This is a genomic window from Nitrospira sp. KM1 (assembly GCF_011405515.1).
Classification (GTDB): Bacteria; Nitrospirota; Nitrospiria; order Nitrospirales; family Nitrospiraceae; genus Nitrospira_C.
Window position 1 is genome coordinate 354,000 of the sequence record NZ_AP022671.1, and the last position, 23,705, is coordinate 377,704.

Below are 23,705 nucleotides of genomic sequence, written 5' to 3' on the forward strand. Positions count from 1 at the left end.
TCTCGCCTAACCGTCATCAAGTCAGATGGATCGAGTCTGCAATGGGTCGTCCGCGTTCCGATCTCCTCTTTTGAAATACTCCTTTGTTCGCATAGTGGTCAGTTCCCCAGCTAGTCCCCGCCCTTCGGCGTATCACGACGGAATTCGATTTGAATCTCATCCTCCTCCGTCAGACCAAGTCCCGCTTTGAACGATTCGTGTAGTTCCGTGATTTGCTCACGATCGTCATCCAGATCACCGTCAGACGCCGCGAGATAGGCCTCACATAAATTGATGCCGGTTTGAAAATGACGGGCAATGGTCTCCTCTGTAACCTGTTGCCACGTGATGTAGATACAAAAGGCTTGGAACGAACGTGCCCTGGGATGACAGTCGGCAAGGGCCAACAGTTCCAGATGGGCGTGCCGGGCAATCTCCCCGGCGTTGGACGAAAAGGTGTCTTCCAAATCCACTGCGGTAGACCAATCCGAACCCAACTCAGACTTGCATCGTTCAAATGCGGCACGAGCGGCGAGTGCGGGATCAAATTGCATAGATCATCCGTCGTGGTTTGAAATTGCCAATGCTCGCACAAGCTCTTGAGCTACAAGAACCGGCCTGCTAGAGTCATCAAATGTAACAGGCAGAGTGCACGAGGACAAGCGGGAAGCGAGAGAGAACCGGCGGTCAGAGCGCTACCCGCGGTTTCGACGGCCTCTCATTCAACACGAACTGAGGAAATCATGGCAGTCGCATCGGTAATGCTTCCCATTGGGACCTCGGCTCCGGCATTCAGGTTGCCGGACGTGACAACCGGCAAGACATACTCTCTCGAATCATTCTCAGGAAAAACCGCTCTCCTGATCATGTTCATCTGCAAACACTGTCCCTATGTTCAGCATATTGAAGAGGAACTTTCCAAACTCGAATCCGATTATATGAACACGGATCTTGGGATCATCGCCATCAGCAGTAACGACCCGTCCTCATATCCCGATGACGCGCCGGAACAGCTCAAGGCAATGGTCGCACGTCTCCATTGGAGTTTTCCGCTGTGTTTTGATGAGACACAGGGAGTGGCAAAGGCTTATCACGCAGCCTGCACGCCCGATTTCTACCTGTTTGATGCCGAACGAAAGCTTGCCTACCGTGGGCAACTCGATGACAGCCGTCCGGGAAACAGGACACCAACGGACGGCCGACACCTTCGTGCGGCAATCGATGCCCTCTTGAGTGGTAAAAGTCCCTCGAAGGACCAAAAAGCGAGCATCGGATGTGGCATCAAGTGGAAACCCGGCAACGCTCCTCCATATGCGTAATGTCCTGTTGATGTTGCGCGATGATCTCCGCATCCATCGTCGTCACTTTACCGTTTCGCCTTATATGTTGCTGGTGATCGGGATAGCCGTGTGCGCCTGTGGCGGGTCCGTCCAATCGGTCAGAATCACGGCGGAGGATTTTCGATTCGTACCAGAAGTACTTCGTGTCAAATCGTCTCGTCCCCTCGTTATTTCTATATATAACGGCGGGCGCGAAGAGCATGAATTCGACAGCCCCGTTTTGATGTACAACAATCAATCCGTGTCTGGCAGATTCTCCGGTTCATCTGTCGGATCCGGAGGATCTGGCGGGATCGTCCTCCGAGCCGGGGAATCGTTTCGTTTCGTCATGTCGCCGCCAGCCGGTACGTATCTTTATACCTGTCGCCGGAAAGGGCATGCCAATATGACCGGCACATTGATCGTCGAGGAATCATGACCGAGTGCAGCAAGCATATGCCTGTCCAGACCGTCGCGAGTGCAGATGAGTGACGATTCCTCGAGCTCCGACGGGCTGTCCGAAACCGGCCGCGCGATCCGCTACCACCTGCAAACGAAGCATCATTTTCATCGTTATGCGAAATCACTGGGGTATCTGGATTGGACCAATCAACCGAATCCGTTCAGGCGCTATGCAGGAGCGAAGCTGTGTCCGCTGCCTCTCCTTAGACCGGACGATGAACCGCCATCGCCCCGCTACGACGAGTTGTATCAGTGGCACACAGTTCCTTGCCGACCGCTGACGATTCGGTCCCTTTCACGATTCTTCGAACTCTCGCTGGGGCTGTCAGCCTGGAAACGTGCAGGGGAATCGGAGTGGGCGCTGCGGATAAACCCCTCATCGGGTAACCTGCATCCTACGGAAGGCTACTTGCTGATCCCGGATGTGCCGTCGCTCCAATTGGACCCCGGTCTCTATCATTATGCCCCAAAGGAACATGGTTTGGAGCAACGATCGACTATCGAAGGTGCATTTGTGGCTCAAATGTTGGAACCATTCCCCAAGGAATCATTCTTTATTGGATTCACATCGGTGCAGTGGCGGGAGGCCTGGAAATATGGAGAGCGGGCATTTCGCTATTGTCACCATGACATCGGCCATGCCCTGGGTGCCTGCCGCATCGCCGCCGCTTCGCTCGGCTGGAGAATGCTGGTGTTGGATGCGATCGATCAAACCGCATTGGCCGCGTTGCTTGGCACCGATCGCCGTGAAGATTTTAGCGACGCAGAACCGGAACATCCGGATTGTCTGGCGGTCGTGTGGCCGCAGCCCGCCCAGCGGAAAAGCGATGCCATCATTCCATGCCATCTGGATGTCCGCCAAGCCTGCCCCCCATCCCGTTGGGCATGGCACGGAACAGCCAACCGCCTTTCACCTCAAGAGCCTGTACGTTGGGATATCATCGACGACGTCTCGCAGGCTACATGGAAAAACGAGACACGACAATCAGCGGGGAGGACTCCGTCAGCGGATATCCGGTCTTTCGGCGAACAGGATTCCCCGAACTACGAGCACCTTGCTGCATCGATCATTCGACAGCGGCGCAGCGCTGTGGCATTCGACGGACTCACGTCTCTTTCGGCCGCCTCATTCTTCCGCATGCTTCGACTCACGGTCCCCGGCATTGAATATCCGGTGTCTAATCGGCGGGTGCCATGGGACGCCTGGCCGTACGATCCCACAATGCACCTGCTCTTGTTCGTTCACCGAATCGAGGGATTGACTCCCGGCCTCTATTGCCTGGTCCGCAATCCTCGCCGGATGGATTTCCTTCAACAATGCATGAACTCCGAACTCAATTGGGTCATTCCTCCCAATTGCCCGTCGGATCTTTCACTGTATTGGCTCCTTGAAGGAGATGCGAAACGGCTGGCAAAACAGGTGAGCTGCCACCAGGACATTGCCGGTGACGGCGCATTCTCGCTGGGAATGATCGCAGAATTCGAGGGGACCTTGCAGGAACGCGGTGCATGGTGGTATCCACGCATGTTCTGGGAGTCTGGGATCCTTGGGCAGGTGCTGTATCTGGAAGCCGAAGCGGCCGGTGTCCGCGCGACAGGAATCGGCTGTTTTTTCGATGATCCAGTTCACGAGATTGTCGGAATCAAGGGTATCAGTCTGCAATCACTCTATCATTTTACGGTGGGCGGACCGGTGGAAGATGTACGTCTGCTTACCTTGCCGGCGTATTTCCATATGAGCCAATGATCAGCTGAACCAATTTCATCAAGGCATAGACCTCATGTTTAAGATAAAGAAAAAGACCGAGAGACAGAAGCCGCCCGTCTTGTATAACGTCATCGAAGACTATTCGGAGTTCGACGCGCCAGGAAACGTGACGGCCTGCGCCACCACATTGCCTGAAGATCCCGCCATCCATGCAAAAGTCTTGTCGGAAAGCTACGACATTCCTTTGGAGAGGATGATGAACCTGCTTACGGAAGGCGGGGTGTACGTCTATCCGAACGTCGAAGGCCTGTTGACCCGAGGACTCTTCGCCTGCGTAACAAAGGAAACCTCCGGCGGCCCGAAACAGACGTTCGTGTTGGATGTGATGCAGTTTGCCGATACGGAACTCTTGGCTCGAAGCCGTTCAATTCCACTGCTGGATGCTGCATGGGAAGTGTTCCGGCGGACCCTACCACCGGAGCTGAAGGATAAACTGGATCAGAAAAATCTGGGGTTGGATTACCGGACATTGGACCGGGCAGTCGCCAAAGGCGGTGACATCAAGTACATCGACTTTCGCAAGGACTGGTCTCCACACTTCAAGCGGCTCTGCATCATGCCCGACGGCCGCCTGGTTGAAACCGGAGGCCTCGAAGAATTCTCCAGACTCCATGGCATTACAACGGCGCAGGCCAAGCTTCTCGTCGAACAGGGAGGCACACTGGATGTGGGAGACGAAGTTCTTGCCTGCCAGATCATCAATGGCCAGCCCGCCGTCGCCAGATTCAGCGCGAACAATTACAACAAGGCCAAAGAACTCGTTGCCTCTAAAAGAGTTCACTTGATGGATGCGTTAAGCGAAGTGGCGTATGCCGATCCGGCCATGATGAGGGGCCTCATCCGAAAAGAGCTGTCCGGGGCTCCCTGAGACAATTCTTTTATTGTGTCTATGATCGTATCGCCCGACTGGCAGGGGAGGCAGTGCGAGCGCGAAGGTCGTCGGGAGCCGCCTGACCCCGCAGCCAGGCTATGCGTGCTCCCAAAAGAGAGCCGCTGGTATTCGTCACGACGTCGAAAAGGGAAGGAAAGCGATTGTGGCAATACACCTGATAGTACTCGATACTGCACGACAGCAGGATTCCGGCGCATCCGGCAAGAAGCAGCTGTCGTCCCGGTGCGCGTGCGCGTGATCCAGACACACAGTTGATCAAATAGCCAAATGGCGTAAAGAGCAGGGTATTTCCCGCGACATCGATAACAATCTCGACCAAATATTTGGGAGACTGCAGATCGTCAATGGTAGGCATCCACTTGATGAACTCCCAATGTGAATGACCTACGAAGTTCCTGAGCGGAAGGATCCCCAGTCCGATGATGACAACAGTCCATGCGACCAAGAACAGTATGTGGCGCATGAATTGACCCTGTGGATCATTGTGCATGGCGTGAGCGATCACAGAGTGGTGACGACCTCGCCGATGAGGTCCGGAGGGGATTCTGGGCAATCGTGATAAGAGGAAACTATCGGCGGCGTGTTTCGCTATCGAGCAAGCTCTTCTTTGACCGCATCCACCAGTTTGTTGAGATCGAAGGGCTTTTCGAACACCCGTCTCGCCCCGAATAGCTTGGCCACGTCCAAAAAATTTCGGTCTCCCTGGGCACCGGTCATGGCAATGACTTTGGCATCCATGTATTCACGCGTCAGTTGCAGCGTAGCCTCGAGACCGTCCGTTCCCGGCATGAGGATATCCATGATGACAAGATCCACCCGATTATTTTGGTACGCGGTCAATCCCTCTCGGCCGTCTTTTGCCTCGATGACGTGATGTGTGGCCTTCTCAAGAATCTCTTTGAGTAGATGCCGGATGGAATCTTCATCGTCGATGACCAGGATTGTAGCCATAGAAATAGCGCTCCTCAGTGCTGAATAGTACCTGCAATGCCGCAAGGTGTCTAGGAGAAATCAAAACCGGCAATGATTGAGTTTCGAAATGATTGTGCCGATATTCAAAACGTGGGTTGTGCTCATATTCACCGCGTGCGCCAACGAACTCAATCGTTGTCTTTGACATCTCAGCGCCGGCATCGAATTTCCTCCCACGCACGCGGGACAGCATCTCAGACTTCGATAGCACGCATACGTCAATATTGTGACTGTGCAATACCCGTCTGAACCCGGTCAGAGAAAAAATGATTGACCAAGTGTGCACGGTTTGATACAAGCCAGTGGACCTGCAATCCGCACGAGCCTCTTCTCGGAGTCTTCGCGTGTCCCCCGTTGAATGGAACTGGACAAGACGAACGCTACTCAAGACCTCTGTCGCAGGGCTCTTCATGCTCTTGGGCAGAATGGGGCGCCCTTCTCCTGTCTATGCACGGGAATTACCCGAAGGAGAGCTCGCGTTTTACAATGTTCATACCGGTGAGCGGTTGCGCGTCCGGTTTCGCGACGAACAGGGTGGCTACGACCTCTCCGCGCTCGACGACATCAACCATATCTTGAGATGTCATCACACTGGTGAGGTGGCCTCGATGGACACCAAGCTTGTCGAGCACGTCAACTTGGTGCAAAAAACCCTCGGTGGAGATGGCGAGATTCATGTCATCTCCGGCTATCGATCTCCCGAATACAATGCGATGCTGGTGAAGCGAAGTCGTCGCGCCGCCCGCCATAGTTTTCACGTTGAAGGTCAGGCGCTGGATTTCTACATTCCCGGCGTCAAACATCGTGCCATTCGGCAAGCGGCGCTGAAACTGCAATACGGCGGCGTCGGCTATTATCCAAGGTCCGGATTTATCCATCTCGATTCCGGCCCCTTCCGTTCCTGGTAATATCCGTCATCATCGGTCCAACGAAGGAGTCATGGGTATGCGGCAATTGCGGTTGGCGACACAAGCATCGACTGTCGCAATCTTGTGTCTCTGCATCGTTGGGGCGCAGGCGATGCCTGACCTGTCGCTGGCGTCTTCACAATCCGCCGTGCAAGATGGAGCCCAAGTGTCCCTGGAATATACCCTGAGCCTTGACGATCACACCATCCTTGAATCCAATGTTGGAAAGGAGTTGGTTACCTATCGACAAGGAGGCCATGAAATCGTGCCCGGACTCGAAAAAGGGTTACTGGGTGCGAAGCCTGGTGACAAGAGGCACGTTGTCGTCGCCCCGGTCGACGGATACGGAGAGGTGGATACCAAGGCGATTCAAACGGTCAACGCATCGTTGGTTCCGGAAGAAGCCAGGAAGGTGGGTGCTCAACTCGAGGCAAAAGGGCCGGACGGCCAGTCGGCATTTCCACGCGTAACCGCAGTCTCCGGCGACACGGTGACTCTCGACTTCAATCATCCCTTGGCCGGCAAGACCCTCATCTTCGACGTGACGGTCGTGAACGTCACGCCGGCGGCGCCATGACCTCGAGGGCCTCACTCGGCTTTCAGCAGCAGGACTGAGAGCGGGGGAATTGTCAGACTCAACGAAGCCGGCAATCCATGAGAAGGAACGCCGTGAGCTTGAAGACCTCCGCCGTTGCCGATATTTCCTCCGCCATAGATTGATGCATCCGTATTGATCATTTCCCTGTAGTATCCTTCATGAGGGACCCCGATCCGATAGTCATATCGGGGGACCGGCGTGAAATTGCACACGCACAGCATGGTCCGATGAGGCTGCTTTCCCTTCCTCAAAAATGCCAAAATGGAGTGGGCCGCGTCGTGAAAATCCAGCCATTGAAATCCGGTCCACTCATGATCAATTTCATGGAGGGCCGGTTCTTCACGGTAGAGCCTGTTCAGGTCCCTCACCAGGCGTTGGAGTCCTGCGTGTGACGGGAGTGCAAGGAGATGCCAGTCGAGACTGGAATCATGATTCCACTCCCGCCATTGCCCGAACTCGCCGCCCATGAACAGCATCTTCTTTCCCGGGTGGGCAAACATGAACCCGAACAGCGCGCGCAAGTTTGCAAAACGTTGCCACTCGTCGCCCGGCATCTTGTCTAGCAGAGATCCCTTCCCATGCACGACTTCGTCGTGTGACAGCGGCAGCACGAAGTTTTCATTGAAGGCATACAGTAAGCCAAACGTGAGTTGATTTTGATGATACATCCGATGGATAGGTTGCCGGTGAAAGTAATCCAGCATGTCGTGCATCCATCCCATGTTCCACTTGAACGTAAATCCGAGCCCTCCGCTGTACGTCGGGCGTGACACGCCGGCCCACGAAGTCGACTCCTCCGCCAGCATCATGGCTCCTGGAAAGTCTCGATGTACCAGGACGTTCAAATCTTTCAAGAACAGCACGGCATCGAGATTTTCGTGCCCGCCGAATTGATTTGGAATCCATTCACCCGCCTTTCTCCCGTAATCCAAATACAGCATGGACGCGACGGCATCGACGCGCAGCCCGTCTATATGATACCGGTCGAGCCAGAAGAGGGCGCTATTCATGAGAAAGTTCCGAACCTCCACTCTCCCGTAATTGAAAATTCTGCTGTGCCAATCAGGATGATAGCCGAGACGCGGATCCGCATGATCATAGAGATGAGTTCCGTCGAATTGGGAGAGGCCGTGCGGATCATCCGGGAAATGCGCCGGCGCCCAATCCATCAATACGCCCAGTCCAGCCTGATGGGCCGCATCGACGAAAGCCATGAAATCTTCCGGCGTCCCGTAGCGGCAGGTGACTGCAAAATATCCGGTCGATTGATATCCCCAGGAGCCGTCGAACGGATGTTCGGTGATGGGCATGAGTTCGACGTGGGTATACCCCATATCAACGACATACGGGATCAATTTGGCCGCAAGTTCCCGGTACGTCAGCCACCGGTGGTCCTCTTCCGGGACGCGCATCCATGAACCGAGATGCACTTCATAGATGGAAATCGGAATTGACAACGGATCGTTGGTCGCCCGCTGTTGCATCCAGTGACCGTCGTTCCACATATATTGCGAAGTATCTCTTGCGACGGATGCGGTTTTCGGGCGCAACTCTGAGGCGACGGCGTATGGATCGGCTTTCAACAATACGGCATCACGGTCACGCGGGCGTATTTCATATTTATAGAGTGTCCCATCGGTGAGACCGGGGATGAACAACTCCCACAGTCCTGTTGCACCCCGGCTGATCATAGGATGCCGGAGGCCGTTCCACTGATTAAAATCCCCGACCACGCTGACCCTGGCGGCGTTCGGTGCCCAGACGACGAAATGCACACCCTGCACTCCATCCACCGTGCGGCAATGAGCGCCCATCGTGTCATACGCACGGAAAAACCGCCCCTCGGCAAACAAGTGCAATTCAAAATCGGTCAGAAGAGGTTGAAAGCCGTACGGATCGTACCGTTCCGACGTGTTCCCGTTTCGATCGGTCACGCGCACGCGGTAACGATGAACAGGTACACGGGGAACCGTCGCTTCAAACAAGCCCGACTCATGGATCCGGGCCATGGGGACGGACGAACCGTCACGGTGATCCAGGAGAATCGAGACAGCCGCAGCGTCGGGAAGAAAACAACGGATCTGTGTTGTTTCCGCTCCGGTGGAAGAATTACGATGAGGTCCCAGAATGGTCAGCGGATCCCAATGGCGCCCGTTTGCCAGCCGTTCGATCTGCTCAGAAGTCAAATTGGACATAGGTCTCATCCCCTCATAATGATCTATCGGTATGGTACGGACATGGAGCCGGTAATGAAAGAGAAAAACAGTCGGCGCCTACGCATCAGCGGCAGCGGACGTGCGGAGCGGTTCTCACAATATCTTCTCCTCAATTGTGCTCAACGTCATTCGATCGTCTTCCCCCTTCTGTCTTCTGCACGGTGTACACATGACTGACGTGTCGCTCGCCCTCATCATTTTCGGCGTCATCTATCTTGTGATCGTGACCGAACGGATTCACAAAACCATCATGGCGTTGACCGGCGCGGCACTGATGATTGCGCTCGGTGTGCTGACCCAGGAGGAAGCATTCTACTCCCGTGAGTTCGGAGTGGATTACAACGTGATTTTTCTCCTCATCGGTATGATGGTGATCGTCAATATCGTACGAGAGACGGGACTGTTCGAAGTATTAGCCATCTGGGCGGCTCAGCAGGCTCGAGCCCAGCCCTTTCGCATGGTTGTCCTCCTCGCCGTCATGACAGCCGGCCTGTCGGCCATGCTCGATAATGTTACGACCGTGCTCCTCATGGCTCCCGTCACGCTTTCTATGACCTCGCGGTTGAACTTGAATCCGGTCCCTTTTCTCCTCATGGAGGCCATGGCGTCAAACATCGGAGGCACGGCAACGCTTGTCGGAGACCCGCCCAATATCATGATCGCAAGCAAGGCACAATTGGGCTATCTCGACTTTCTCGTAGTGCTCGGTCCAATCGTCTGCATCATCTTGGCGGTATTTCTTGCGGCGATGCGCGTACTGTTCAGCCGAACGCTGCACGTGGATGATGGCCTCAAACACGCCATGCTGACCATGCGCGCGGCCGATGCCATTCAGGATCGCACCCGGCTGGTCAGGTGCATTTGGCTGCTTGGTCTCGTCAATCTTGCGTTCTGCTTTCACGGATGGCTCAATCTGGAGCCGGCCACCATCGCCTTGCTCGGGGCCAGTCTGTTCATGTTGCTCGGTGGACAGCCGCATGGGCAGGACAGGGCCGAGGATCTGGCCTATCTGACCGATGTGGAATGGAAGACGATCTTTTTCTTCGTTGGGCTGTTCATCCTGGTCGGCGGACTGGTGAAGGTCGGGGTTATCCGCCACATCGCGGACCACCTGGTTCAGATGACGAGAGGTGATCTCGCGGGATCAACGCTGGTCGTGCTGTGGGGATCCGCAATTCTTTCATCCTTCCTCGATAACATCCCTTATGTGGCGGCTATGAATCCGTTGATCGTGGATATGGCGCGATCTCTTCATCCGGAAATCGCGGACTATACCGTCCTCGTGCATCAACCGGATATTCTCCCGCTATGGTGGGCATTGGCACTCGGAGCCTGTCTGGGAGGAAATGGTACGATTATCGGAGCAAGTGCAAACGTGGTGGTGGTCGATATGGCCAGAAAAGCAGGCTTCCAGATCAGCTTCTGGGATTTCTTCCGATTTGGGTTTCCCGTCATGCTGGGTTCGGTCGCCTTAAGCAGCGCATACCTGTGGCTGCTGTTTCTGCGCTAAGACCGCCTGCCCACAAGAGCAGGCGGCCTTCAACAGAAGATCGGCTAAAGCGAGGATTCGGCGGCGCGACGGCCATACTGGACCAGGCGATCGTATGAGGCGCTGCAATCCGGGCAATAACTGTCTGAGAGCAATATATCCTTTTCATGAACCACATACCGTTTGGCGTAGTCCGTAATGCTACACCACTGGAGGTGGGCGGAACCGTCCCAATGCTCATCCTTGACCTTACGGCAGACCGTGCAACAGAACGAAAGATGGATATCCGACATCAATGACTCCTCTGTTCCTCATGTGGAGATGCAGCGTCTGAATCAGACCGATGGCCCAACCAGTCGGTCTGCCGGAATCGTCGACCCTAGAGCGCGGCAATCGGAGGGCGGAACAAATTTAATTCGTGGAGACCTGGGCGATACGTCATTGCCAAAATGGTATCAGACGTCACCACAGGGATAGGGGAATCTATCGAGATAGTGGCGGGAACTGAAAACTCCTCTAACGCCTGCGCGTCGATAGGATCGAATTGAAGCTGTAAGTCCCAGAGCGTCATCGTCGTGCCGAACATCTGCATCGCGATACAGACACAGACGCAGACGACAAAAATCCATCTAAGCGGGCGGACCGAAAGACCAGGTGCAAATCGCATCAAATGCCCCCAGGACGGGGCCGATTGTAGGTATTGGAGGGCCGTCTGTCAATGGGATGATTGGGTATTTAGGGTAGGGACTTCACTGCAGCCAGGACCACGTAGACATAATCGCATGGCGTAGTCGGTCTCACGCCCCCTTCTGATTGCAGTTCGGCATCGTCGAGATGGATGAGCGGTAACAGTGAGCGCACAAAAGACCAGGACAACTTGGTATTGTACCCGGTTTCCTTCAATGCCTCAGTTCGGCAAACTGATGCCCGTCGACATCCGTCCTGTCGGATCGGTTGGCCTCCTGAAGTCTGAATCGTATCGGTGCGGTTTCCTTGGTCGATAGTCTTATATTGTTCCCCCGCTTGAGCCGGAGTGCGTCAGAAGAGCGAAGTCATTTCGCCTCTGGTGCCGGGGGTTCCGGTGCGCCCATGCCAGAATCTGAAGATCCCTCCTCGACGCCACGCCGCATGATGGGAGCATTCTGCTGAAAGTTCGGCTGGCGTGTTGTTCCGGGATTTCTTCCAGGATCGAGCACAGTCGCACGAGGGCCCAAGAGGTTCTTGAGATCCGAGCTAATCGCGCTCCGAGTAGGTGGCGTCGCCTTCGTGCAATCGTATGTGCCGTCCCCGTTCGGAGGGCAACACATCCAGTCACCACAGGTCCCATCGGAATACTTGGGCCGAACTAACAAATGATCATCAGTAGGACAACTTTGCCCTAGCCCGCCTCCTGACTGCTGGTTACACATGTCGCGGATGATTTTTGGCTTGGCCTCTATGACGGCAATGTTGATCCCGGCGAGAAATACAGCAGTCATGATTCCCAACAATACGAGGCGAATCGGTTTCACGGTTGTCCTCCATGTGTTTGAAGCGTGACGGTCTCCTCAGCCATCTCCTATCAGGCGGGATGACTCCGACTTCGGTTCGCTTGTGCCATGGAACAGCTATTCTTTGATTGCCTCCGATGGATCAAAGGGACTCGGTTGAATAAGCACAGGTTCAGACACGGCCTCACCTTCGACGCCACGGCTCAAGACCTGCGCGTTGGTGCCGGTCGTTGTGCCGGTGATGGGAGTCGTGATTTGGCAGGTAAACTCACGCGTGGCTCCAGCCGGCAACGAGCCAAAATAACTGACCGTGTTGCTCGTCGCCGGAATCGTTTGAACCTGAGAGCTACCGTTGATAGTCGTTCGCATCGTAAGACCGGAGAGCGTCGGCACCATGACGCCGACATTGCCCTGATTCTTATCCAGATTGCACATGATAGTCTGGGTCTGACCGGCTTCACAGGCGATTCCTTCTTCCACCCCGACGACATTCAGCGGTCCCCACAACGTCATATTGTAGGGGTTCACACAACCGAGCCCCATCGTGCCTCGAGCCGCCCGGCCGCTCCAGCGCACGCGGGTGCTGAATGTGTCGCTCTTGCCCATCGTTTGAAGAATCCAACCTCGGAATGCAAACACATCTGTAAAGACGGCCTCACCGGACGGAGTCATGCAACTGGTAATCGTGCCTTGAGAGGCGATGCCACGTACGGTGGCGCGGCCATTCTCGACGGTGACGATTCCAGATCCGCTGTCACCCTTGCATAGGGATGCGTTGGCCGCCATGGCCGTAATGTAAATCTTGGGCGGATAGTCGCCAGGAGGAATCGGGGCGTGAAAGGTGGAGAGCTGTCCTGGAGGAAGCTGGGCCGTATGATCAATCGAGGCAAGAATGGCCTTCATACCTGCGTGACGGAAGTCTCTCGGCAATCCGACGGTCTGAATATACGGACTGATGTCGAACGGTCTCTCCAGCTTGATCAACGCAATGTCATTGGCCTGATCCATGCTCGGGGCATAATTCGGATGCATGTACACACCGGGGTTGGGACGGGATTCATTCATGGGCCCGCGTGTTTGCGTGTGCACGGAGCCGCTGTAAGGGTCCACGCGGCTGAAGGTGATCTTGCCGAATCCAATGTTTGGCGTGACGCAATGCGCTGCTGTGAGGACCCATTGAGGATCGACGAGGACTCCGCCGCAGCCGTTCATGCGCACGACCCAAGGATATCGATAGTCCGGCTCGAGGGTGCCTCCGACCACGGACGATGTACCGCCGGCACCGGTGTTCGGTATCGTCTGAGGAGGAATGGGAATCGGCGTCATGACTTTCGGAAGTGCGGGTTTTTGAGCGGGAGTGAAGGGTTCCGTGACCGTTCTGTGGTCGCGGATGACGGCGCGTTCTTGGACGTCGCCTGGGTCTCCGGACGGTTGAACAGTCTCGTCCGCAAGTCCCGTTGGAACACGGACGAGGAGTGTGACGATCAGCACCAGTGGTGCGGCATGCCGGACGTGGTGCAACACATGGTCAGACGGCTTCATGGAGTGCCTCCTTCTGTCACAACGCTCGTTGCGATGATGCCCTTCCATTTATGTTCAGGCTCCTTCAACATCACCTCTCGTCACTGAATCACGACCGGTGACGCCAGACCGAAAACTACAAGATGAAACTTCTCGTTTGGCGTCGGGGCCCCGTCGCGTCGGGTCGTCAGGAGCATGACGCCTGAAGCATCCTTGTAGATGCCCGCATAAAATCCGCTCGACGTCTGGATCGCATAGGTGCAGTTCCCTTGGTCCACGATCCGGAATTTTTCCCAGGCCTGGATCTGAGTTGCATCGGTATGGAAAATGGGCGCAGACCCGCCGATACAGGGACTGAAGATGCCGCAATCGGGTGTGTAATACTTGCTGTTGTATTTCTCGACCTGTCCCCCGCCGCCGAGAGCTGTGAGATACCTACCGCTTGCGGTTTGGAGCGCATAGGTTCCGTCATTTTGACGGACAAGCTTATACTTCATCTCGGCCTCGGATGGACGGGCAGCCAAACCGAAGCCTAGTTTGTTCTCATAATTCGTCGATGCGAGAAACTCTCCATCGGCGGCCATTACCGCATACTCGTACCCAGATCCAGGGTCTCCACACTTGGTGATCCGGAATTGTTCCCAGCCTTTAATCTCTCTTGCATCAGTATGGATGGCGTCTTGATATCTTCCTCCTGCACCTACGGCCGTCATATAAAATCCCTTGATGGTTTGAATGGCATAGTAGCCCGGTGTATATCCGCCTAAATTCAGTAATCTAAACCGTTCCCAATCGTTGGCCTGAGTCGCGTCCGAGTGTAGGACATTCGCTGACATCCCTCCGCCGTTCACTGCGGTCAGATAGTTCCCATTGGCAGTCTGAAAGAACTTGTCGTGAGACGTCTGCGGATTGGCGATCATGATTTTAAATTTCTCCCATGGGCCTGCCGCGGTTGAGGATGTCACCACGATGGGGTCGGTTGTGCGTCCGCCTCCATTGATCGCAGTGAGGTAAAACCCATTTTGCGTGCGCACGGCAAATTCACCGGGATACACCGGAGCAATTTCGATGAGTCCGGGTTTCACGATGCGGCCTGGAGACACCTGCATACCCAACGCTGCAGCTCCCGGCGCTTTTGACACGCCTCGATCTTGCACGTCGCCGGCGGCCGTTTCTCCCAATGCCGCGGGTGACACCTGGCCTTCTGCGCCCACGGTATCAGTCGGTGGGGGAGGCGATGCGCAAGACATCGTGGCAATGGACGCACTCAGAATCCAGACGATCGCATGGTTCCGTAACATGAAATTTTCCCTCCAGCACCCAGGTTGGCACGCTCTTCCATTCAAGATTTTCCTATTTTGTTTCTGGAGCAGAATCTGCCGGGAACGTCGGACCGGTATCCATCGGTTCACCCGGCTGTCTACCTTCGATCCCACGCCGCATGACGGGGGCATTCATCCCGGGCTTCACCGGTGTCACATTGCCGAATGTATTCCCGGGCGTCCCCGTTGAACGAAGCGGCTGGCAGATGACCCAGTCATCGGTGCATTTGTCTTTGCATCGTTTGATATTATTATCGACGTCGATCAATTGATCGCAGCTCTTATTGCATTTATCCCGATCGTCTTTGCATTCTTTTTCCGTTTTCTGAGCGCCGTGGCCGGTATTGGGGGCCGCCGGAGCTGCCGACGCGGCCATACAAACTATGACGATCGCCACGAACTTGGAAATCAATAACTTTACGAGCATGGCGATCTCCTTCCCAAAGCCATCGGAACGTGCTGGAGGCTACTTTGCCTCGGCGGACGAATCAGTCGGCCCATAAGGCCCCGGGCCGGGTTCGGCAGATGGCGCGTCTTCTACGCCACGCCGCATGACCGGACCGTTCTGCAATGGTGCTGCGGCGGCTTTGATCCCACTTGGCTTATACGCAGTGCACCATCTCGTGGTTCCCGATCTGATCCCCCCGCTGGCCGGGTCCTCATAGTTACACGTCTTGCCGTTATACGCGGCGCAAGCAAAGCCGCCGACATTCCTGATGTCGATGATGGCGCCCCCGGTTGGTCCATCGCAGGCACAGGCGCACTCATTGTAGATCGACTCTTTTTTGGGCAATGCGAATCCCGTTTCCACCCACATAACGGAAATGGCAAGACTGACAATCATCACCTGGAACATGGCGACGTACCGGAAAGCTGCGCAATCATAGCTGTTTGTGAACCGGTCCATACATCCCTCCCACTGCTTGTAGATTTCTCGGGTCGTTATCAAGTTCGATCGCCCGCACAGCAAAGTCTTTCATTGGTATCGCATCCAGCAAAAGGGAATCCGCGCAAAAGGTCGTGACTGGTCGTTTGAAACATCTTTGGTTATGTCACTTCATCGTCCTCTCCGTAATGGTGTGCATGTACAGCTCTGACTTCCGGCAGGGCAGGATCCTGGACAGTAGGGCGACAACAATTGGCATTCGGCTGCGTTTTGGCACGAGCATTGGGTCACAGAAAGCGGCACCTGATATCCACAAAGCGGCTGAGGCAATGGAGGCGGCGTCCCCCGAAATAATGGCACGCACTGGCAACTACTACTGCCAGACGGACAAGAGCCCGCGCAGATGGCAGTCAAGCTTTGACAATCTGTCTGATTGAAGCATTTGCACTGTGTCATCATTCGAGTTTCTGTGTGGCAGAGGTGAGCCGGCGGATCTCCCCCCGCTTGGGGTGGACTCGATTGCTCCAGAGTTTTCTCAGGTAACTTGCGAATAGCGTCCTTTGTTATGCCCCGCTCCTGCACTTCAGCTGCGGCTTCTTCGGTAGAGGATGACCCGTCAGAAACTGCGGACTCATCTGCAGCCGCCCATGACGCCAATACGATCCCCATCACTAAAGTGATAAGCATCGGACCAGCGAGGATTCCCGACTTCTTGCGATGAATAGGCGAAGTACGATGTGACGGCGTCATGTCAGATATCACCTCCGCCGATGCCGCATACTTCTGTTTCTGTATGAATTGGGAAAGCGCCTGTTGCAATGGTCGCCCCGCCTCATTTGTTTTCAGAGGACGAGGAGGGAGGATTAGGCATTGTAGTATCTGTCTGCTCGCCCTCGACCCCCCGACGCATGATCGGAGCCGTCGGGACCCCGGATTTTGGAACTCGGGTGGTCGGCGGCGGTGTGGTAGCCGGGCTCATTTGCAGGTTGCCAAGCGGCGCTTTCAATCCGCCCATTTTTCCTCCAGCCTTTCCGCCCGATGTTGTATCCTCAATCTGTTCGCAGTCTTTACCGCCTTGCGAATTGCCGACACAACACATGTATTCCCCACCCGGGAGACACTCAACCCAGTGTCCGGGTTTATCCGGACAGGTGGCGACTCCAATCGTCACTGGTCCTTGGCAATTGTCCGGATTCTTGATCGGGACCGCGTGTGCCGAAGTGGCGGAGACAATGCCGATGCCCAGTAGTATTAGGATACGAGCGGATTGACGCACGAATATCGTAGTCATGATCATCTCCTCGGTTGATGTCTTGGTATTTGCTGTCAAGGCCTCATTATCCCTTTGCCGCTCGTGCGATCAATGCCTTGAGGCCGTTGACATCCAGCGCTCCGGGCACCAGTTCCGAACCGACGATAAAGCCAGGTGTCCCGGAAATGCCAAGTTCTTTCGCTAACGCACGGTTCCGGTCGATCGCAGCCTGCCATTCTGGATTGGCCATGTCGGCCTCGAGCCGGTGCGCATCGAGGCCAACCTCACCCGCCACGGTCAGAATCGTGTCCTTCGTCAGATCTCCTTTGGCGGCGAGCAAGGCCTCGTGAAAAACTTGATGTTTCCCCTGAACGCGAGAGGCAAGCGCCGCCTTCGCGGCCAGTTCGGACGTTTCGCCCAGAATAGGGAAGTCCTTGTAGACGACGCGGACCCGAGGATCCTCCTTTTGCAATTGCGTGACCGCACCGGCCGCCCTCTTGCAGTAGCCGCAGCGATAATCGAAAAACTCGATCACCGTGACCGCACCGTTGGGATTCCCGCTGACTGGAGAGGTGGGATCGTGCAGCAATTCCTGTTGTCGCTTGTCGATCATGGCCTTCTGCCGCACGCGCTCCAAGGCCTCACGCTTGACCTCCAGGGCCTGGAGTGATTGCTCGATGACTTCGGGATGTGCCCGGATGTAGTGTTCGATCGCGGTGTCCAGGGCATGTTGCGACGTAACTGCAGGGGACTGAGACGCGCTGTCCGGCGACGCACAAGCCGTCATGCCGACCGAGAGCATGGTGGCCATCACTGTGAAGAGTAAGCGAATAACCTTTCGAGAAAGCGGATTCGTCATCGCGCAAAATCCTCCGTTGTCAATTGATCAAGGCCTTCAGGGACAGAGTATTGTCTTCCGCGTAATCTCATTGAAGAACCCATTTGTCCACTCTCGCCGCCATACAAGGGATGCGACCCAGACGTTCGGCGTTCAGTGGCATATGTGCTGTCCCACATTGTTTTGCTCGTTAGTCTCCACCACCTGGTTGGCGGCATCCACTTGCACCGTCGAAGGCGGTTGGCCGTAATAATTACCGAATACCAACCCGTGCAGCTGGCCCGGCTGTAGTGCCGGAACGGCCTGCGTATTGCCGCCGTTCTTTGCCTGACTGGGCCCTGCGGCGGCAGTGCCTTGATTCAAAACCCCGGTCATGAGAGTGCAAGTCGTTCCTCCGAACGGCCCACCGAAACAGAACACTCTCCCACACGTCGGCACTAAGTCAGGGAGCGATTGAGGTTCAGCGGGCTGTATCGCCAGCATGTCAGCCTTGAGAACCACCATCCCCTTCTGCGCACCGAAACCGCCACGCGAATGTACACCGCTCACCGACCCATAAGTCTCCATAGCAGTGCTGCCCGGCAAGAGGAGAATCAGGTGATATACCTGTGACTCGTAGAGCGTCCCCATGGCAATCGGCTTCGGCACATCAGGTGTCGAGCGTGTTGTTTGTGCGCTGAGCAAGATAGGCGAGATGGCCGCGGCCGAAACCAGACGAAGTTCTGAATCGGAAGCCTGTTGAAGCTGATATGTTCCAGATTGAACAACTACGTCGCGGCCATCCGGACCGGAAAAGTACAGAGGCTGGTCAATCACGATTTTGGTCGAGTCTTGAGCCGAAGTATTCTTGTCTGTCCGCGGCGTATCCACAGAGCTGCAGGCCGATATAAGGATCGCACTGACAGCACCGGCGGCGGCCTTGAGCATGGGGTTCATCGTTCCCTCCTTCACCCTGACGTCTCGCGTCCTCGAATGGTTCGATTGAGTGGAGTGGCCTATGTCTGCTTATTTGGTGCGCATACTTCGGCTTCGGCACCGTCACCCGCCATTCCGATCGCCCGATCACTTGAGTTCCTCCGTCGTCGTTTGTTCCGGAAATTCAGGAATCGGGCATTGTATTCCGCGTGATTTCATCTCAGAGCCCGCAAACCGGTCGAGCAGTGCTGTGATGGTGCCGTGCGTTGCTTCTTCACCTTCACAGTCAGGAAGGGCGGCCCGGCTGTCTCTCTGCGACTCTTCTGATACGGTCATGGAGGCTCGAGTTGTCCGTTCAATATTCCGATGAGTCCTCGCGTCGGCGCCAACGGACAATTCTACGGCCATAGCCGACGTCATAGAAAACGTGAACTGGACCAGTGCGAGAGAGAGGGAGAGCCGTATCGATAGAGGCTGCTGCATTCGACTCTCCTTTCAGAAACGCCAAGCGCGCGATCGTGTTTCTTGTTGAGTGAGTCGAAGCGATGACCACCGAGGTTCGATGGTGCGGGAGACACCTGCCTGGGAGAAACAACGTGCACCGATGGGTGGCCCGACTCTCAAGGCAAGCCTCCGTGCCGCCAGGGGCTTCGACCCGTGGCGATGGCCCATCCGACGAATCCGAAGGGGACGCAAGAATATGCGACAAAAGGGCACCGGGTCAATCACGGAATGGCAAATACCATATATTTATAATGGGCGTTCCGGGCTAGTCCGCAGGGTTCCGGGATCAGCCCTTAGGGATGCCTGTTGCAGCTGGTGTACGGCACGATGCGTTGGAGACAACCCTTCAAGAGAGGAGCGACTGATAGCCGTACATAGAATGGGACGCTCCCGCAACACGGGCAATCGAAACATGATGGAAACGTTGTATCACCTTTCCCATGTGGCGCTGAAGTGGGCTATCCAAGGGCCAGATGCCCATCAGAGGGTGCCTACGGTAGGGAAGGAAACCGGTTTAGATCCAGGCGGAGGCTTCGCTATATCCCGCACACCAGCCTACTAACATCTCTGTTGCGTGACGTTGTTTTGCTCGTTGCTTTCGACCACCTGACTTGCCGAATCTACTTGGACAGAAGAGGAAGGCGGCGATTGAACTCCAAATGAGAAAACGAGGGGTTGAAATTGTCCCGGCTGAAGTCCCGGCACAGGAGTTGTGACAGCTCCATAGGTTGCCTGACTCTGTCCGGCGGCAGCGGCGCCTTGATTCGAAACTCCGGCATGAACGAAGTAGAGTTGCTGAAACACCAAGTTGATTTGTTCGACTCTCCAACATGTGGGCACCAAATCGGGGCGTGGCTGAGGTTGGGTTGGCTGCAGAACAAGTTTGTTGGCTCTCATGAATACGATGTTCTTATCGAACCCTCCGCGCGATTGGACTCCGCTGACTGTGCCGTGAGATTCAAGCGCGTGATTTCCTGGCATGAGAAGAATCAGATGATACACTTCCGATTCGAACAATGTACCGAGGGCGATGGGCGACGGCACATCGGATGATGAGGTCGTCGCGTGGGCGCTCAATAGAATAGGCGGAGCATCTGCTCTTGAAACGAGGCGAAGCCGGGAATCGGAAGCTTGTTCGACCGTGTACTTTCCGGGTTGAACCGTCACATCAGTGCCGTCCGGTGATGAAAAGTGGAGCGCCTGATCAATTTGAACCTGAGTTGGTTCATGAGCTGCCGCCTTTGCTTGCTGCGGCGGACTAGGGGTGCTGCAGGCGCCTACGAACATCAAACAGGCAACCGATAAAGCGCACGTGAATAGGCGTTCCATTTTCCCTCCTTCTCCAAAGGTCCTCACGGTTGTCTCTTTTTCCACCGAGTGTTCACCGTCTGATTGCTCCGCCCACTGCTCTCAATCTAGAAGCGCGCCAGTAAAAGCTCCCTTGTAAGATAGGACATTTCTCAAATTCCCGCAGGGCCGCATGCGGTCAAGAAACTGTGCCTCGACCGGGATCGTCCAATGATGGAACGGTATGAAGACTCAAAATCTTCCGACCGCTTTTTGAGCCAGCGTTTTCAGTTTGTCTTCGTCGCCTGCGCTTTCCTTGAGCGAAAGCTTCACCGTCACACCCTGTTTCTTGATGAAGAGATTTACATAATCGAGCCCATGCATTCCGCGGTCCATGAATGCGTCGTCGCCGAGGCCTTTCACAGTGACGGGTTTTTTCGAGACTTTGCGTCCTCGATTGATGCCGTCCGCAGGGAACACCCAGACTTCCATCGCATCCTTCCCGTTGGCGAATTCATAGTTGCACCAGCCGGCCTCACCTTCCTTGTCGCCCGTCGGCGTGCCCTTGAGCTTACCGACAACTTGCTCGACTTCCGCGGTCGTGAGGACCTTGCAGGGATCGACGGCGGGCGGAGCGGCAAGTACGAATGGGGCCAAGGCGGCAGACCATGCTACGACCAGACAGCACGCAAGAGCCCAGTAATTCTTCGGCGATACCATAGGCACTCCTTCACGGTTTCTTTTCGATTTCTGTCATTGGCTGCTGGGTCTTATTGCTATCCGAACCGGTTTCCTCTCCAATTCCACGCGGACGGACCATTCCAGAGAACGCACCGGAGCCTTGCGACTGCGTCGTAGGAGGACGCAACATTGGCGCGGCCGCGCTGTTGCCTTGCGAGGGGGGTGGTGCGACTGAGGACGGGGAGGATTGCGCTGGGGTCTTGGTCAGGGGGTTGACTTGCGTGTCAAAAGGCAGGGTTCGTTTCGGCGGGAAAGGGCCGCAGATGAGTCCCACGGCGTCGAGGAAGAGTCCGGCTCGCCCATGAATTCCTACCGCCGCTTCACCGACAGGACAGACCTGGTCGGGATTCGATAATCCAAAGGGCTCATTAAAAGGACGATTGCTTGGTGCACTTGACGATCCAAAGACGAAGGTGCCTGGGGGGCCCGGAGGTCCAAGTGCGACGCATTGGACCCCAAGCTTGTTGACAAAGGGCTTATCCGACCGGAGAACCGTGACAGACCAAGAGTGGATGGCGCGGTTCTTCACACTTCCATCATTACAATTCCCAAATGTGGTACGGCCTCCACGGCTGTCTCCGAATGAGCCCACTACCGACGACGGGCCAAAGATCTGACCGGAGTGCATCCAGGAGGCACAGAGCATCTCGATGCGGTCTACCCAATCACCGGCCTTACCTTGAAGTCCAACAAGGTAGGATCCTCTGGGGCACTCAGCCCTGAACGCATTCCCTCCAGAGGATCCATAAGGGCCCAAATCGGTTGTCGCACCAACGAGGACCGGGAGTGTGAGAGCGATCACGAATAGCAGCATGGCTAGGACGTGGTGGAATCGCAATGACGAAAGCGTTTCACGCATGCCTCCTGCCCGTGTGGGTGTCTCAAACATTAGTTTTCTCCATATGTCAACCATCTTTATGGACTCGGAACCTCGGCAGTCAACGTCCGAGGGACGGAAACCCAACGTGGAACAATTTCTTGCTAGGTCTAGTTTAGATGTGTCGAAAAGATGGAGAGAACGACGCCGATGCAAGCACAATCCATCTCGAAAAACTATCCACTCGTGATTCTGAATAATGACTAGTATGTTCGAATCGGTATCTTGCAACTTGTGCATCCGGCATGATGTCGATTGCATCGGCGTTGATTTCTTATCTGCTATTTGGAAAAACCTTTCGGTGCTTGAAGCGCGTTATTGGTGACAGGCGCTAGGACGACAAACTCGACCCAGTCGCTCCACCCCGTTTCCGTGGGTGAAGAGATTTGAGCGCTCAACCGCCAGGCACCTGGAGTAGTGATCCCGCTGGGAGGAACGCCAGCGCCGAATCCTGAGTATCCGGCCGGGGACTCAGCCTGAACGGCTCCAACAGGAATGGTGGTATGGGAGATCCAGTTACCGGCGGGATCTTTTCGCTCAAGGCGGACCATGTAGATTCTCCCAGCAATCATCGGCGTACCATCGAGATTGACTTGCGTCTCAATCCAACCTTTGGGGGTCATAAGTTTGATGGGAACAGGAGACTGATTGAGAAACCGTTGGCCGGCGGTCGGCGCGAGCACGACAGGAGATAAGGAAGTCCGGAAAGGGGTTTCCTGTTGAATCCCACCTTTAAGTCGCTTATCAGTGCGTCGTTTTTCTTCCCTGAGATCCGCGTCGCGTTTGGCGGCCAGAGCTTGGCGCTCAGCGATTGACAGCGTCCAGGCCGTCATGGGCTTGGCCGAACTCCAGAGCGCGAACAGTTGCCCAATGGTCGGTAAGGATTTCCCATCCGGGCCCTTTCTTGGTCCTTCTTGAGCCGGTGTCGGCCCTGTACGACTGACAACCGGACATTTCACTCGAAGGAGAGAAGCTTCGTATGGAGGGCCATCGGGAGTCAGCCAGGGATCGGATGCGCAGGAATATCGGGTCGTCCATTTCCCATAAGGATGACTTGGCTCGGAGGTCGAAGGCGGAGCGATCTCAATGGTTTCTTCTGCAATGCTGCCGGAGTACTTGCCGTTGACGGTATAGGGAAAGGTCCTCGGTGCACCGAGCGATCCATACGTGGTGCATTGTCCGCCAGCGGTGTATCGCGCTGCCGCCATCGAAAACTGGCCTTGAGGCGATGACCACTGGCTGCATGGTGCAGTGCTTGGCCCGTCGAATCCTGCGCCCATTGTATCGATCGGCATGATGAGGAGAGCCGGGACGAAAATACGGAGCGCGAGGGTTCGATGCCTATTCATGTACCGCTCCCCTCGTCATGATTGAGATACCGGTGAAAGTCGTGGGAATCGGGAGGCGGGTGGAGCAGCGAGATGGAAAAGAACGATGTCCTCTCCAAGGCATACGATCTCCTTCTGATG

At 55.5% G+C, this 23,705-nt stretch carries 25 protein-coding genes; 7 read left to right on the forward strand and 18 right to left on the reverse strand.

From position 1 onward, the window contains the following. Window positions 1-110 precede the first annotated feature (110 nt). Window positions 111-533, reverse strand: coding sequence for a hypothetical protein (locus tag W02_RS01620; protein WP_173044160.1), 423 nt, complete (start codon window positions 531-533; stop codon window positions 111-113). Window positions 534-722: 189 nt separating this feature from the next. Between W02_RS01620 and W02_RS01625 the strand changes: the two genes are divergently transcribed. The 4 genes from W02_RS01625 to W02_RS01640 are packed head-to-tail and all read left to right on the forward strand — an operon-like array spanning window position 723 to window position 4,396. Next, a complete protein-coding gene (locus tag W02_RS01625; protein WP_173044162.1) occupies window positions 723-1,298 on the forward strand; it encodes a thioredoxin family protein in 576 nt (191 codons plus the stop codon). Further along, window positions 1,291-1,737 carry a hypothetical protein gene (locus tag W02_RS01630; RefSeq protein WP_173044164.1) on the forward strand — a complete coding sequence of 149 codons (447 nt, stop codon included), beginning with the start codon at window positions 1,291-1,293 and terminating at the stop codon, window positions 1,735-1,737. Before W02_RS01625 ends, W02_RS01630 begins: the two co-directional genes overlap by 8 nt. 45 nt (window positions 1,738-1,782) lie before the next feature. Then, on the forward strand, window positions 1,783-3,507 hold the full coding sequence (locus tag W02_RS01635; protein WP_173044166.1) for a SagB/ThcOx family dehydrogenase: 1,725 nt from the start codon (window positions 1,783-1,785) through the stop codon (window positions 3,505-3,507). 34 nt (window positions 3,508-3,541) lie between these two features. After that, on the forward strand, window positions 3,542-4,396 hold the full coding sequence (locus tag W02_RS01640) for a hypothetical protein (protein ID WP_173044168.1): 855 nt from the start codon (window positions 3,542-3,544) through the stop codon (window positions 4,394-4,396). 19 nt (window positions 4,397-4,415) lie between these two features. Here the strand turns inward: W02_RS01640 and W02_RS01645 are convergent, their stop codons facing one another. Together W02_RS01645 and W02_RS01650 are read right to left on the reverse strand one after the other, a co-directional pair. After that, entirely contained in the window at window positions 4,416-4,883 is a 468-nt protein-coding gene (locus tag W02_RS01645) for a VanZ family protein (protein ID WP_173044170.1), read from the reverse strand. A 125-nt stretch (window positions 4,884-5,008) separates the two neighbouring features. Then, window positions 5,009-5,371 (reverse strand): response regulator, encoded by a 363-nt coding sequence (locus W02_RS01650; protein WP_173044172.1) that lies wholly within the window; start codon window positions 5,369-5,371, stop codon window positions 5,009-5,011. 365 nt (window positions 5,372-5,736) lie between these two features. Between W02_RS01650 and W02_RS01655 the strand changes: the two genes are divergently transcribed. Together W02_RS01655 and W02_RS01660 are read left to right on the forward strand one after the other, a co-directional pair. Next, the gene (locus W02_RS01655; RefSeq protein ID WP_232068619.1) at window positions 5,737-6,300 is read left to right on the forward strand and encodes a DUF882 domain-containing protein; all 564 of its coding nucleotides are present in this window, start codon (window positions 5,737-5,739) and stop codon (window positions 6,298-6,300) included. A gap of 37 nt (window positions 6,301-6,337) precedes the next feature. Then, complete coding sequence (locus W02_RS01660; protein WP_173044173.1) at window positions 6,338-6,877, forward strand: peptidylprolyl isomerase; 540 nt, start codon at window positions 6,338-6,340, stop codon at window positions 6,875-6,877. Window positions 6,878-6,888: 11 nt separating this feature from the next. Here W02_RS01660 and glgB read toward each other — a convergent pair whose 3' ends face one another. Beyond that, window positions 6,889-9,093, reverse strand: a complete 2,205-nt coding sequence (gene glgB, locus W02_RS01665; RefSeq protein ID WP_232068620.1) for a 1,4-alpha-glucan branching protein GlgB — start codon at window positions 9,091-9,093, stop codon at window positions 6,889-6,891. A gap of 190 nt (window positions 9,094-9,283) precedes the next feature. Here glgB and W02_RS01670 point away from each other — a divergent pair, with 190 nt between their 5' ends. After that, the gene (locus tag W02_RS01670) at window positions 9,284-10,624 is read left to right on the forward strand and encodes an SLC13 family permease (RefSeq protein WP_173044177.1); all 1,341 of its coding nucleotides are present in this window, start codon (window positions 9,284-9,286) and stop codon (window positions 10,622-10,624) included. Between the two features lie 44 nt (window positions 10,625-10,668). On the opposite strand, the gene W02_RS01675 is transcribed toward W02_RS01670, so the two are convergent. The 14 genes from W02_RS01675 to W02_RS01740 all read right to left on the reverse strand — a co-directional run bounded on the left by W02_RS01675 (window position 10,669) and on the right by W02_RS01740 (window position 23,585). Beyond that, the gene (locus W02_RS01675) at window positions 10,669-10,896 is read right to left on the reverse strand and encodes a hypothetical protein (RefSeq protein ID WP_173044179.1); all 228 of its coding nucleotides are present in this window, start codon (window positions 10,894-10,896) and stop codon (window positions 10,669-10,671) included. A gap of 86 nt (window positions 10,897-10,982) precedes the next feature. After that, window positions 10,983-11,270 (reverse strand): hypothetical protein, encoded by a 288-nt coding sequence (locus tag W02_RS01680; protein WP_173044181.1) that lies wholly within the window; start codon window positions 11,268-11,270, stop codon window positions 10,983-10,985. 385 nt (window positions 11,271-11,655) lie between these two features. Next, complete coding sequence (locus W02_RS01685) at window positions 11,656-12,114, reverse strand: hypothetical protein (RefSeq protein ID WP_173044183.1); 459 nt, start codon at window positions 12,112-12,114, stop codon at window positions 11,656-11,658. A gap of 96 nt (window positions 12,115-12,210) precedes the next feature. Then, window positions 12,211-13,635, reverse strand: a complete 1,425-nt coding sequence (locus W02_RS01690; RefSeq protein WP_173044185.1) for a trypsin-like serine protease — start codon at window positions 13,633-13,635, stop codon at window positions 12,211-12,213. An 80-nt stretch (window positions 13,636-13,715) separates the two neighbouring features. Next, window positions 13,716-14,915, reverse strand: coding sequence for a hypothetical protein (locus W02_RS01695; protein ID WP_173044187.1), 1,200 nt, complete (start codon window positions 14,913-14,915; stop codon window positions 13,716-13,718). A 52-nt stretch (window positions 14,916-14,967) separates the two neighbouring features. Beyond that, on the reverse strand, window positions 14,968-15,363 hold the full coding sequence (locus tag W02_RS01700; RefSeq protein ID WP_173044189.1) for a hypothetical protein: 396 nt from the start codon (window positions 15,361-15,363) through the stop codon (window positions 14,968-14,970). A gap of 39 nt (window positions 15,364-15,402) precedes the next feature. Next, window positions 15,403-15,843 (reverse strand): hypothetical protein, encoded by a 441-nt coding sequence (locus W02_RS01705; RefSeq protein WP_173044191.1) that lies wholly within the window; start codon window positions 15,841-15,843, stop codon window positions 15,403-15,405. 811 nt (window positions 15,844-16,654) lie between these two features. Next, window positions 16,655-17,113: a hypothetical protein gene (locus W02_RS01710; RefSeq protein ID WP_173044193.1), complete on the reverse strand. Its 459-nt coding sequence runs from the start codon at window positions 17,111-17,113 to the stop codon at window positions 16,655-16,657. A gap of 46 nt (window positions 17,114-17,159) precedes the next feature. After that, entirely contained in the window at window positions 17,160-17,933 is a 774-nt protein-coding gene (locus tag W02_RS01715) for a DsbA family protein (RefSeq protein ID WP_173044195.1), read from the reverse strand. Window positions 17,934-18,065: 132 nt separating this feature from the next. Continuing rightward, window positions 18,066-18,848: a CARDB domain-containing protein gene (locus tag W02_RS01720; protein ID WP_173044197.1), complete on the reverse strand. Its 783-nt coding sequence runs from the start codon at window positions 18,846-18,848 to the stop codon at window positions 18,066-18,068. 126 nt (window positions 18,849-18,974) lie between these two features. Next, window positions 18,975-19,310 (reverse strand): hypothetical protein, encoded by a 336-nt coding sequence (locus W02_RS01725; RefSeq protein ID WP_173044199.1) that lies wholly within the window; start codon window positions 19,308-19,310, stop codon window positions 18,975-18,977. A 579-nt stretch (window positions 19,311-19,889) separates the two neighbouring features. Then, a complete protein-coding gene (locus W02_RS01730; protein WP_173044201.1) occupies window positions 19,890-20,660 on the reverse strand; it encodes a CARDB domain-containing protein in 771 nt (256 codons plus the stop codon). A gap of 210 nt (window positions 20,661-20,870) precedes the next feature. Beyond that, a complete protein-coding gene (locus W02_RS01735) occupies window positions 20,871-21,338 on the reverse strand; it encodes a hypothetical protein (protein ID WP_173044203.1) in 468 nt (155 codons plus the stop codon). Between the two features lie 1,179 nt (window positions 21,339-22,517). Beyond that, on the reverse strand, window positions 22,518-23,585 hold the full coding sequence (locus W02_RS01740) for a hypothetical protein (RefSeq protein WP_173044205.1): 1,068 nt from the start codon (window positions 23,583-23,585) through the stop codon (window positions 22,518-22,520). Window positions 23,586-23,705 lie beyond the last annotated feature (120 nt).